The organism is Paenibacillus sp. EKM10P, assembly GCF_011800655.1.
GTDB classification, from domain to species: Bacteria; Bacillota; Bacilli; order Paenibacillales; family Paenibacillaceae; genus Paenibacillus; species Paenibacillus polymyxa.
Genome location: NZ_JAALET010000012.1, coordinates 155,441 through 167,633 on the forward strand (window position 1 = coordinate 155,441; position 12,193 = coordinate 167,633).

The 12,193-nt window shown below is 47.2% G+C and carries 13 protein-coding genes; 5 read left to right on the top strand and 8 right to left on the bottom strand.

Annotation, left to right across the window (positions count from 1 at the left end):
• Complete coding sequence (gene nagB, locus HFE01_RS21960) at positions 1-729, top strand: glucosamine-6-phosphate deaminase (protein ID WP_016818493.1); 729 nt, start codon at positions 1-3, stop codon at positions 727-729.
• Positions 726-1,952: an N-acetylglucosamine-6-phosphate deacetylase gene (gene nagA, locus HFE01_RS21965; protein ID WP_019688471.1), complete on the top strand. Its 1,227-nt coding sequence runs from the start codon at positions 726-728 to the stop codon at positions 1,950-1,952. Before nagB ends, nagA begins: the two co-directional genes overlap by 4 nt.
• A 94-nt stretch (positions 1,953-2,046) precedes the next feature.
• Here the strand turns inward: nagA and HFE01_RS21970 are convergent, their stop codons facing one another.
• Positions 2,047-3,027, bottom strand: a complete 981-nt coding sequence (locus HFE01_RS21970) for a YhcN/YlaJ family sporulation lipoprotein (protein WP_019688472.1) — start codon at positions 3,025-3,027, stop codon at positions 2,047-2,049.
• A 194-nt stretch (positions 3,028-3,221) separates the two neighbouring features.
• On the opposite strand from HFE01_RS21970, the gene HFE01_RS21975 reads away from it, so the two are divergent.
• Positions 3,222-4,802, top strand: a complete 1,581-nt coding sequence (locus HFE01_RS21975) for an esterase/lipase family protein (RefSeq protein WP_167438367.1) — start codon at positions 3,222-3,224, stop codon at positions 4,800-4,802.
• A gap of 122 nt (positions 4,803-4,924) precedes the next feature.
• Here HFE01_RS21975 and HFE01_RS21980 read toward each other — a convergent pair whose 3' ends face one another.
• The 3 genes from HFE01_RS21980 to HFE01_RS27100 form a co-directional block, all read right to left on the bottom strand.
• Positions 4,925-5,590: a hypothetical protein gene (locus HFE01_RS21980; protein WP_167438366.1), complete on the bottom strand. Its 666-nt coding sequence runs from the start codon at positions 5,588-5,590 to the stop codon at positions 4,925-4,927.
• A 70-nt stretch (positions 5,591-5,660) separates the two neighbouring features.
• Positions 5,661-5,801 (bottom strand): hypothetical protein, encoded by a 141-nt coding sequence (locus tag HFE01_RS27405; protein ID WP_016818488.1) that lies wholly within the window; start codon positions 5,799-5,801, stop codon positions 5,661-5,663.
• A 23-nt stretch (positions 5,802-5,824) separates the two neighbouring features.
• Positions 5,825-6,187, bottom strand: a complete 363-nt coding sequence (locus tag HFE01_RS27100) for a hypothetical protein (protein ID WP_016818487.1) — start codon at positions 6,185-6,187, stop codon at positions 5,825-5,827.
• A gap of 187 nt (positions 6,188-6,374) precedes the next feature.
• On the opposite strand from HFE01_RS27100, the gene HFE01_RS21995 reads away from it, so the two are divergent.
• On the top strand, positions 6,375-6,578 hold the full coding sequence (locus HFE01_RS21995; protein WP_016818486.1) for a hypothetical protein: 204 nt from the start codon (positions 6,375-6,377) through the stop codon (positions 6,576-6,578).
• Positions 6,579-6,652: 74 nt separating this feature from the next.
• Here HFE01_RS21995 and HFE01_RS22000 read toward each other — a convergent pair whose 3' ends face one another.
• The 4 genes from HFE01_RS22000 to HFE01_RS22015 are packed head-to-tail and all read right to left on the bottom strand — an operon-like array spanning position 6,653 to position 10,816.
• A complete protein-coding gene (locus HFE01_RS22000; RefSeq protein WP_117289158.1) occupies positions 6,653-7,591 on the bottom strand; it encodes a DUF4340 domain-containing protein in 939 nt (312 codons plus the stop codon).
• A complete protein-coding gene (locus HFE01_RS22005; RefSeq protein WP_017427344.1) occupies positions 7,588-8,979 on the bottom strand; it encodes a GldG family protein in 1,392 nt (463 codons plus the stop codon). Before HFE01_RS22005 ends, HFE01_RS22000 begins: the two co-directional genes overlap by 4 nt.
• Before the next feature lie 5 nt (positions 8,980-8,984).
• The gene (locus HFE01_RS22010; RefSeq protein WP_117289160.1) at positions 8,985-9,707 is read right to left on the bottom strand and encodes an ABC transporter permease; all 723 of its coding nucleotides are present in this window, start codon (positions 9,705-9,707) and stop codon (positions 8,985-8,987) included.
• Positions 9,704-10,816 carry an ABC transporter ATP-binding protein gene (locus tag HFE01_RS22015; protein ID WP_026065446.1) on the bottom strand — a complete coding sequence of 371 codons (1,113 nt, stop codon included), beginning with the start codon at positions 10,814-10,816 and terminating at the stop codon, positions 9,704-9,706. The genes HFE01_RS22010 and HFE01_RS22015 overlap by 4 nt, the downstream gene beginning before the upstream one ends.
• Before the next feature lie 427 nt (positions 10,817-11,243).
• On the opposite strand from HFE01_RS22015, the gene HFE01_RS22020 reads away from it, so the two are divergent.
• A partial coding sequence (locus HFE01_RS22020) for an NTTRR-F1 domain (RefSeq protein WP_167442868.1) occupies positions 11,244-12,193 on the top strand: 950 nt, incomplete at its 3' end.

Genomic DNA, 12,193 nt, shown 5'->3' on the forward strand with positions numbered 1-12,193 from the left:
ATGAACATTCGCATTTTGAACAGCCGTGAAGACCTGAACGCTACTGCTGCCACTGTGATCGCCAGCTTGCTGCTGTCCAAACCACAAGCTATGCTGGGCTTGGCCACCGGTAGTACGCCGATAGGCATTTACCGACATCTTGCAGATATGTACCGCAAGGGACAGGTGAGCTTTGCACACGCCTATTCCGTCAATCTTGATGAATACGTTGGCCTTGCCCCAGAACATCCGCAGAGCTATCGCAGCTTTATGAATGAGCACTTGTTTCAGCATATCGACATTCCCATATCTCATACACGCGTCCCTAACGGGGATGCACTAGATCTCACAGCAGAATGTGCAGCACACGAGCAGGCCATTTTGGATCATGGACCTGTGGATCTCCAATTGCTTGGCATTGGTCATAACGGTCATATCGGCTTTAACGAACCCGGTCACAGCTTGACCGGAGCCACACATGTTGTAGATTTGAAAGAAAGAACGCGCTCAGCGAACGCCCGATTTTTTGGTGATATAGATGCAGTCCCCAGACAAGCAGTGACGATGGGAGTTGGCACCATTCTGAAGGCGAAGCAAATTATGCTGGTGGCCTTTGGCGCAGAGAAGGCCGACATTATAAGGCAGGCTTTAACTGGCCCCGTCACAACGGAGTGTCCGGCTTCCCTGCTGCAATGTCACCCCGATGTGCTTATTTTATTGGATCAGGAAGCAGGAGGATGGTTCAAATGAAGTCAGATGAACTGAACGGTAACATACCGCAGCTATTGTATGGTCAAGTCGTCGTTGGGAATGACATCATCGACAACGGAGTTGTCATCATTGAGGGGCAATCCATCGTATACGTTGGATCAGAGGAGGATTTGCCCGTGGATTGGACCTCAGTGGTCTTGGGCAATCCAGAAGAAGGTGCCACACAAGCGGCGAATATTGTTCGTCTGGAAGGGGGTTACCTGCTACCAGGCTTTATCGATATTCATGTTCACGGCGGCAACGGTGAGGACTTTATGGACTCAGATTCGAGGGTGCTGGATGCCATCACCTCCTTTCATAGTTCACAAGGAACGACGGCTATGCTGGCTACCACGATGACCGCGCCCAAGGAACGAATTGACCGGGTATTAAAAGAAGTTCACACATACATGGCACTTCCCATGCCCCATGCTCAGTTGGAGGGGGTGCATCTGGAAGGACCGTTCATTAGTCCGAACTGGGCAGGAGCACAAAATCCGGAACATATCGTGCCTCCGAACCTCGCTTGGGTGGCAGAATGGGAGCAGTGCTATCCGGGCCTTGTTCGCCAGGTCACACTTGCGCCTGAACGAAAAGGCGCCCTTGAGCTCATCACATGGCTGCGGAGCCACGGCATCACCGCGGCGCTCGGTCATACGAATGCTACGTATGAGGAGATTGAACAGGCAGCATCGGCGGGCCTGAACCATGCAGTCCACACCTTTAATGCCATGACTCCGCTGCACCACCGCAAGCCGGGAGCTGCGGGAGCTGTACTTGTTGATCCGCGCATTGAAGCAGAAATCATCGCAGATGGCATTCATGTGCATCCTGCCGCCATTTCCCTGCTTGCCAAGTTAAAGCAGGACCATAACCTCATCCTCATCACCGATGCCATGTCTGCTACTGGACTGGAAGACGGTCATTATACACTCGGCGATTTGCCAGTGATTGTACAGGACGGTGTCGCACGATTGGAGGATGGCGTCACTTTGGCAGGAAGCACCCTAACGATGATTGAGGGCTTCCGCTATCTGGTTCAACAGGTAGGCTTGAGTATTCCCGAGGCATCACAAATGGCCAGCCTGAATCCAGCTCGATCCCTGAACATAGCTGATCGAACAGGTTCACTTGAAGCAGGTAAACAAGCAGACATCTTGTTGCTGGATGCTGACTTAAATTTGCAAGGGATATGGATTAAAGGAGTTCGCAAATCGTTATAGTTATATAATCCCCGCAAAAGAAAGAGCTATTCCATCAGCGTAATTGCCGAGATGGGATAGCTCTTTTTTGGATATTCACATTTAAGGGTTTGAATTAGCGATGATTCATTGGTGCGGGCGTATTATTTTGTGGACGTATTGGTGTATTCTGCATTGGACGGTTTGTATCTGCCGCCGAAGTCGGGAATACACGTTCAATCACATCCACCATTTCATTGCTCAAGCCTCTGATCGGATGACCATTTTGTACACTGCGTGTAAAGTCAGAGGTTTGTTTAACAAAGTCCGGGTTAGCCGATACATGCACCTGTTCAATGGAAGGAGCAAATTGCTTAATCTTGTTAGCAATACGACTCTTGACTGCATCACTTGGTTCATATGCAGTTCTTGCTCCCTCGATGGTGTTGTTGCCGTTATCTGTGCGATTGTTGTTGTTCGTCAAGCCACGCAACATACCATACGAGCCTGTACCCATTGTTCCGTACAAACCGTCGTCACGACGTGCAGGTGTTCCAATCCCGGTAACTCCATTATCTGTCATTCCAGGCGTTGTAGTACCTGTAGTACGGTTCCCTCTAGTGCCATTCACGCCATTCACACTCGGTACATTTCCGTTACCCCCAATACTATTAGCACTTGGAGTACCGTCAATGCTTGGAGCATTGACACCCGTTCCGTTGGCTTGGTCTTTCAAGGAAACGGCTACATAGGCATGTCGTTCACCGACCAGCACTGTCGCAGACTTTACATCCGGCATCTCGGATATACGTTTGGACAAATTGCGATCGACTTGCAGATTACGGATTGGGTGTCCGGTTCTGTTGCCATTTTCATTCAATGACATCCCGTCCATACCGTTGGATTTAACCCCATAACGATTCACACCATCCATACGGTTTACACCATCTAAACCATAACGGTTCACACCATCCATATGCTGTGTGCTTTGCGCGTTATAGCGTGTACTGTTCGTACGAACGTTATGATCAGCATTTCCACACCCGGTTAAAGCAGCCATGCTGGCGAGTAAAGCAGCTGAAATCGTAAAACTGATGACTTTTTTAGTTCCTGGCATGAACTCATCCTCCATACATATAAAATGTGTGACGAGATTAGCATGCGCCATCAATCTTAGGGATATCCTGACTAAAAAATGACTAAAAAAATAAAATTTTAATGTAAATATGAAATACAATTGATGATTTACCACAAGATGGCATGTATAATAAGTTTGAAATACTTAATTTTACAAAAAGGAGGATTTACAGTTTGAAGAAGCTCACCGTTTTGATGCTCATTTTTTTGTTATCCGTCACTCTTATCCCCGCCGGTGCTTTTGCAGGCTCCACTACACCTGAAGCACCGAAAGCTCCCGCCGGAAGCTGGACAGAAGGCCCAGCACCTAATCGCGTTGATCCTGCCAAGCCTGCATTATTGTTTGTACATGGTTTGAACAGTAGCGCCGAAGTGTGGACCAAGAATAATAACGATATGCTTCAGCAAGCACGTGACGCTGGGTACCAAACGGCCACCATTAATTTGTACGATGCGAATGGCACATCCCAGGATATGTGGGACAATGGCAAGCTTCTAGCCGACAAAATCAAAGTCATTAGTAATCATTTTGGAAAAAAACTCATCATCATCGCCCACAGCAAAGGTGGAGTGGATACTCAAACCGCTCTCGTGTATAACGGAGCAGCTCCTTATGTACAACGTGTCATCACCCTCAGCAGTCCCCATCATGGCTCACAACTTGCAGATCTCGCCTACAGCAGCTGGGCCGGATGGCTGGCAGATATCGTCGGCTCACAAAATCCCGGCACCTCTACTTTACAAACATCTTATATGAAGTATTTCCGAACTAAAACCGATGCACTCAGCAACGCAACTACAATTCCGTTCTTCACGTTTGCTGGTGATAACTGGTCTGGTGGCACTGCTTCCTACATACTGGGTGGACTTTATCTCTCATCCTTCGGCAAAAATGATGGGGTGGTCACAGTCGACAATGCTAAACTTCCCGGTGGACGTGTAGTTAAAGTCGGTTCCTGGGATCATGCCAAGGTTCGTACCGGTTCTTACGTCTTCTCCCTGATCCTACCTTACCTCCAAGCGAACACTCCAGCATTGAATCAGGAAACTGAGGCATTTTCAGCAGCATCTTCCCTGACCGCTTCTGCTGTACAATCCACCTATAACGAGATCGATAATTCATATTTTATTCGAGGCGGCGATTATAATGGAAAAGCCTCCGAAACCCTTACGGTTGAAAATGGTGTCCAATCCATTGATCTGGACTGGATCAGTGATAAACGTGTAAGCCAGCTTGAGCTGACCAAACCTGACGGTACTAGCGAATTGCTTCATGTGAAAGCAGGTCGTGATGAAGAAATCTTTGCTGGTGCCTGGCATCATAGTGCAGTAGTTACCAATCCCCAACCAGGCATCTATAAGTTGAATGCCGTTATTCCTGATCATGGTGCGTATCTCCTGATTGCACGCTATCATGCCGTTCAAGTCCCTGAGCTCAAATACAATCTAAATGCAGTGGGTCCAAGGCTAAACCTGAAGTCCCAGGATTCCCCGGCCAGCGTCACACAAGTCACTTACCAAGTTCAATACTATGGTGATCCGCAACAAGAAATCACTACAGCGTCCAAAGGTCTGACGTTGCAGCAAAAAACCGTTAACCCTACTGGGCAAATTGAGCTTTCTAAAGCGGACAAGCCGGGCATCTATTCCGTAACGTATGAAATTAACGGTACCACAGCAGCAGGATATCCTTACCGCCGCACAGCAGTTCAATCCATTTATATTGATGCTGACGGTAACAAGTATGTTGACTAAATAAAACTACAATTTAATAAGCCTGCAAACACCTATTATAGTATGGGCGTTCGCAGGCTTATTTATCATTCCAAACATCTTTAATAGAGATAATACGATGTAATCTATGCATTGTGTTCTGTTCAATCCGTTGTCTGATTCTTCAGTTTATTCAGCCAATAGTAGCGATGTAGCTCCATAATAAAATGAAAAAGAACAAATGCAAGCATGGAATAAACACACATCAATACTGTAGCAACGAATTGTTGTGTAGCAAAACCAATGGAAAGATTGGCTATCAAATAACCAGCCCCGGTAAATGTGGTCATTGTTACTACAGCTTCTCGCTTGTGTTTTTTCTTCACTTTTGGTTCTTTCTTATAAGTTGAAGGATCTTTGAATTTCGTCAGATGATATTTTATATAGCAGTATAAAGCGATTCCATAAGCGGCAAAAGAACTTATAAAATACCATGGGGTATCCAGACCCAACATACCATAAGCAAACTTTTGTGTCATGATCATGAAGCCAATAGAGCATACCAAACCAAATACACCACGGAATAAAACATAATTCAATTGCAATTTGCTTGGCATGATGACCAGTACAAGAGCCCAAATATTAATCACAACAATCGGTGGCATCAGCACATAAACATAGACTGCAATGTAGGGGTTTCCCATTAAGGGAATAGTTAAAAACAGATCTAACAGCAATAAAACAAGAATGATAACATTGGAACGAATACGGTTAACTGGATACAACTTCATATTTTTTTCAAATAAAGCCCTGCTATCACTCATAAACATACAAGCCCTCCGTCACATAAGTTAAACCTACCGATAAGGATAGACAAGACTATATCCAATGTCCACTTTTCTAAATCTCTGTCTTCAGCTCTTGCCGCAATTCTTCAATAAAATCAACCATGATACTTTGAACAGCATCTTCACGGGACATACGTATATACCGACTCGTCCTCTGAATGTCTTCCTCGAACAAATAAAGTATCCTGCTCATGGCCTCCTGATCCCCACGTTGTGCTAATTTGAGCCATTGGACGAACTCAGCATCCGAAATAACTCTTTGAGCATTTTCTTTTTCCATTTATTCACCGCCTGTTGGGATAGCTTTAACTCTTTTGCAATCTGCGCTTCGGTTTTATCTAGTATGTAAAGGTCAAAGATGATCATTTTTCCGATCTCAGAAGATAGAGAGTTGATAAGCTGTAGTGTGTACATATTAGAGTTTACAGATTCTGCAAAAGATGGGGCGCTGACAGTTTCGTTCTTTTCCATTACAAATTCATGATTGGTTTGTACCCGAGCACGATACTGGATTCTCCAAGCAATGCGGTACAACTTCTTACGGTATTGTTCGACCAATGTTAGCTGAGATTTCTCCAATATAAATCACCCTTTCTCTTTGGATTTGACTTTTTCTAAATCCTCATATTATAGGGTAATTTGCAATCCTGTTTTACAACCAAAACAGAACACTTGTTCTTATTTATTATACTATTTTTACAATCAGTTGTATATGGTTCTTTTAATTTACCTTCCTTTATATATGGCTAAAAAGGAGGGAAATACATTGCAGATGGATGATGCTCTTTCTCTGGTTACCAACGTAGGCTTTCCGGCTGGACTTTGTTTTATTTTATTGCGGCACATCCTGCACACGATGGAGGAAAAGTTGGATAAGCTGGATCTCTCACTTCATGAGCTGATTCAGGTCATCCAAGATTTAAACGTCAATAACAGCCCTTCTTCCAAAAGCAGCAAGCCTGATGAATAACGCACACAAAAAAGCTCCACGCGGCGATTATTCGCCGTTGGAGCCTCTTTGTTCAGCTATTATAAATGTAATGATTATTGGCTAGCCTTAGCCTGGTCATGACCATTCTGTTCAGCATGGTTCACGTCAGATGCTGACAGGCCATAAGCCCAGTTGCTTTGTGGCGGCACAACCCATACGGTTTCTGGATCATCGTTAAGTGTCCAGCCCTGATAGACCACCTGGGAATCCTGCTTACCCAACGATATGCTCAGCGTAAAGCGGTGAACAGGCTTGTTCAGCTCGGAGGCTTTGCGCAAAGCCTGATTGCTGGTCAGGTTTTTGATTTGCTGAGAGAGAGAAGTCGCCGTGTCACCCGCTACCGACTTTCCGTTTAGCGTCCAAGATGCGGAAGCACTATCTCCAGTTCCACTGTTACCGGAGGATCGGAGCATCCATGAGGCATTCTGGCCTTCCCACTCTATCCCGCTCAGCTTGGTATCATCCCAATCAAACGGCGTTGTATCTGTAAAATCATCAACACCCAGCAGCAAACCCGAAAGTGTATCTATAGGTACGGAAGCTATCTCTTTTTGGTCTGATAGTACATAAACAGCGTCTCCGGAAGGCAGCGTATCACCGAAGGCAAAGGTGCGAACGTCACCATTCTTGGTCTTAATCTCAACCTGGTCATGGGTAGCGCTGATTCCATATTTGGCTACGTCTTTGGGAGATGATTCCACGACATCACCCAACTTTATATTTTGAATCGCGGCTAGCCAATTGTCTAATGTATATTGATTTAACGGGTAAGATCGCGGCTTACTCATGCTCCATTTGCCATCATGTTGATCAAGTTCCACCGACTTGCCGTCCTTTCCAGTGATCGCAAAAGACGTAATATCTCCTTGCGTAAGCTGAACAAGCTGGCGAGCGGCCGGAGCTTGTTCACGAAAGAAATTTTGGCTCTTGGCATAGATTATACCCGCTCCCAATACGACTAGCAGCAGCACTGTGGGTATCCATTTTCTCATGCACTTCTTCGCCTCCACCATAATAAGATTCCGACAACCGCAAACAGCAGCGGCAATCCGACGACAGATATGGCTAATACCGTTTTCGCTTGTGCAGCAGTCAAATAAGCTACCTTAAAATCCTGCTCCTGACGAGGACGAATAGTAAGTCCATCAGAGTGTTCCTGTACATAATTCAGACTATTCAGCACAAAGTCTCGATTCCCTCCTGTGCTAATCTCCGTGTCGCTTAGGAGGGCTGACGTTCCGAGAATAACCGCTTTGGGCTTGCCGTCTTTTCCTTCTACCGCGTAACCGAGATCAAGCGGCCCCTGTGGGTCCTTGTCATCCTTCTGCGTTTCGTTGTTCAGCAGTCCCTGAATATTCGTTTCACCATAGCTAGCTGCAGAAGATTTTAGCAATAGCGTCGTCTTCCAATCCTTCTGTTCTCCTGCCTGCAAAGCAATAGATAGCGAAAGAACAGGATACAGATTAGAGGCCGCCAATTTATCGGTGATCGCATGACTGCCAAAGGTGGGAACCGTCCACAGAGGACCAAGCGTATTCGTCTGTTCCTGATCCACCACGATAGCATGAGTATCTTTCACACCATAATCAGCCGCTAATGCGTCAAGGTTTTTCCAGCTAGACCCCATGTTCGGGTGAAATCCTAACGCCATAAAAAGCTTTCCACCGTCATTCAGATACGTACGAATACTCTTCAGTTCCGTCACGCTAATATCCCGTTCGGGTCCGACAATAGCCAATACAGACGCATCTTTGGGCACACTACCCGCTTGATTGAGCTGAACTTCCTCTGCTTTCACATTATCTTGCGCCAGCGAGCTGCTTAATTCGGTCATTTGGGACAAAGGAATTTCCTCATGCCCTGTCAAAAAAACCACTTTCCCTTGGCGGGTAGACGATAATGCCAGCAGTCCACTGGTCAGCTTTTCCTCCCCGGTAAATTGGTATGCTCCTTCACTACTCCCCTGGGCCTGCGTAAATAGACTCCCAATATCTATAACCCGCTTCTTCTCTCCTTGCACCAACACGATGGATGCTGCTGTAATCCCATATTGCTTGGCCAGTATCGGTTCCTGATTCAAATCATATTGCTCGACCTTGAGCTTGTTGTTACGCTTGGCATACTCATTCAGCATATCCGTAACATCCCGGTTCAGCTTCTGATTCTGCGAAGTGGAGACAGTAAAGGCAATCAATCGTACGTTTTCCTTCACACCCTGAATGGTCGTTAACGTCTGATCAGACAGCGTATACTGCTTGCCTGCCGTCAGATCCAGTTGAAAGCCTCCCAGCGAACGCAGAAATAACGTCAATAAAATAAAAATCCCTACAGCAGCAATCGATAGTACCATACTATTGGTATGACCCAGCCATTTTTTCATATTCATTACCTCCACCGTTTCCGTTCAACCACTTGGATACTAAATAGCAAAAAGAGCGCCGCCACCGTCACGTAGTACATCACATCGGCTCCATTCAGCAATCCTTTGGTGAAACTGTCAAACCGTGCGGTTAGTGAAAAAGGTTCCAGCCACTGCTGCAGCGCCGCAGATGCGCCCGTTTGTCCACCAAACGAATCCAGCATCCAGAACACGAGCAAGAGAATAAAACTGACGACCGCGGACATCATCTGATGCTGTGAAAGCGTCGATGCGAATAAGCCGATCGCCATCATGGCTGCGCCAAGCATAAACAGGCCGATCACGGATGTAAATACGAGCGTCCAATCCAGCGACCCATAAAAGGACATCACGACCGGATACGCCAGACTGCACAGCACCAGTATGAGCAACATGCCTAGCGCTGCCAAAAATTTACCTATCATGATTTCCGTTACACTCACAGGTGAGGTAAGCAGGAGCTCATCTGTACCCTGCCTGAATTCCTCTGCAACCAGCCGCATCGTGAGTAGTGGCACAACAAACACCAGCATGGACAATGTGTCACCGAGTACCAGCCGATAGTCCAAAATACTAGGCTGATACATCACAAAGTTCGTGTAAAATAGTAACCCCGTCAGCAACATGTACACCGCAAGCGCAAAATACGTCGTTGGGGTCCATAGATAGGCTTGCAGCTCCTTTTGACAAACTGCGAACAAACGCCTCATGACTGTTTACCTCCTGTATCCTTGTCTTCATCGACCTTGTTATCGCTGGCCAAGGCTTCTCCATGATCCACCGTGTTGACCGTTGCTTCATTCTTAGAGGTATGTAGAACATGAACCGCTGGATCGCTGCCCCCACCTTCTTCCGTCTCGCGGGTCGTTAACTGCTGGAAGATGTTTTCCAAGCTTATGTTTTCTTTTTTCATTTCCATAATCGGAAGCTTCGCATCCGACAGCACAAAAAACAGTTCTTCGCGAAAATCCTCATCAGAAGCTCCTGTAAGCAACAATCCAGTCAAATCCTGCTCTGTGACAGTCAGCTTCGTATTCGCTGAAGGCAGAGTAGGCGCCAAAGATTCAACTTGTACTTTTCCCCAAGCTCGTAGGACATCCATTACCTGCTCACGCTTGCCTTTGACCTCCACCTTCACCTTGAATCCGTCTTCCATCGAACCACCGAGCGCGTCAGGACGCCCGTCCATAACCAGTTTCCCTTCGTGGATGATCAGAACCCGATTGCACAAAGCATCCACCTCAGGCAAAATATGCGTGCTGAGCAATACCGTATGATTTTCACCAATCTCCTGAATGAGCTGACGAATCTCCAAAATCTGATTGGGGTCCAAACCCGAAGTCGGTTCATCCAGCACTAGTAAGTCCGGGTTGTGAATAATCGCACCTGCCAATCCCAGACGCTGTTTATACCCTTTGGACAAGCTGCGGACCAATTGTTTTTCACGTCCATTCAGTCCCAGTCGGGAAATCATCTCCGAAATACGCAGCTTCTGCTCTCTCGCAGGCACGTCCCGAATACTAGCTACAAACTTTAAGTAGGAACTTACAGACATATCCCCATACAAAGGAGGCGTCTCCGGCAGATAACCAATTTTGGAACGAGCCTGTCTGCCTTTATCCTGAATCGGGATACCGTCGATCGTAATTACACCCTCGTTTGGCTGAAGATACCCTGTAATCATACGCATTGTCGTCGTTTTACCCGCACCATTTGGCCCCAGGAAACCAACAATTTCACCGCGCTGCATTTCAAAATCCAATTTATGTACGCCCCGGTTGCCCTCATACCACTTGCTCACCTGTTGTACTTTGAGCACATGTTTCACCCTTTCATTGTTCGTGATTTTCCCTATGCTGCTCTCCCACCTAAAATGTTGCATGAGTAGCGGATAGCAGCAAAGTGGAGGATTTGAAGCTGGAGAAGCGATAGCGTTCGCCTTTGGTGTAGGATTCTTACCTTTAATTATCTTATCTAATCCAAGAAGAATCCTACAGCAACAGCGATCGGAAGCTCAAAGCCTTCGCGAAGCGGCCTCCTCGCACTTCATGCTACACTTTTAAATTCTAATGATAATCCCCCACATATAGCTTCAGCTTAACGTCACTTAAATAGAAGCTTAAAATAATGTGTCTAAAATGTGAACATGGAAATACACACCTGCCCTCGTCAACTTGTACGGTTCGCCACGGCGTGGATTCGCATCTACTATCATTACAACGTGTGAAGGGAGTGTATAAAAAGCGATGAGTGTATTATTTACCAATCTAGTTTCTAACGGCGACTTCGAGACCGGATCAACCCTTTTTTGGAACGCTGTCAATGTCACCGTCACTAACTTATCCGTAAAAAAGACAAACTTTTATAGTGCGATTATGGCAGGAGGCGCGGCAGATGCATCTCTTTCCCAGGTCGTTTTTGCCACACCAGGCGAAAGCTATACGTTAAGCCTTTCAGCTGCGAAAATAGGAAACTTGGTCAATCCTCAAATCAACATTTTTCTGTACTACTATGACACAAACTTTAACTATCTGGGCACGGGGCTGACTACCTATTTGAGCGCAGGCACATTACCGGATGCTGTGAATGGAACATGGCAAAGCCTGTATGAAGTAACAGCTCCTGTTCCAGCGAATGCTACCTATGCATTTTTGGTTATTACCAAAAATGCCACAGCTAACACTGCTGATATAGCCATTGATTCCGTTGCCCTTGTTAAAGCAAGTGCAGCTGGAGCTGTGGGACCAACCGGACCTGCTGGGCCAACTGGTGCTACAGGCGCTAGCGGCGATGCAGGTGCTACGGGGCCTGCGGGTGCTACAGGCGCTACTGGACCTGCCGGACCTACAGGTGCTACGGGCGACGTTGGCGCTACCGGGCCTGCCGGACCTACAGGTGCCACAGGCGACACAGGCGCTACGGGGCCTGCCGGACCTACAGGTGCTACGGGCGACATTGGCGCTACCGGACCTACGGGTGCCACGGGCGACACGGGCGCTACGGGGCCTGCCGGACCTACGGGTGCCACAGGCGACGTTGGCGCTACCGGACCTGCCGGACCCACAGGTGCCACAGGCGACACGGGCGCTACTGGGCCTGCCGGACCTACGGGTGCCACAGGCGACATTGGCGCTACCGGACCTACGGGTGCCACGGGCGACACGGGCGCTACGGGGCCTGCCGGACCTACGGGTGC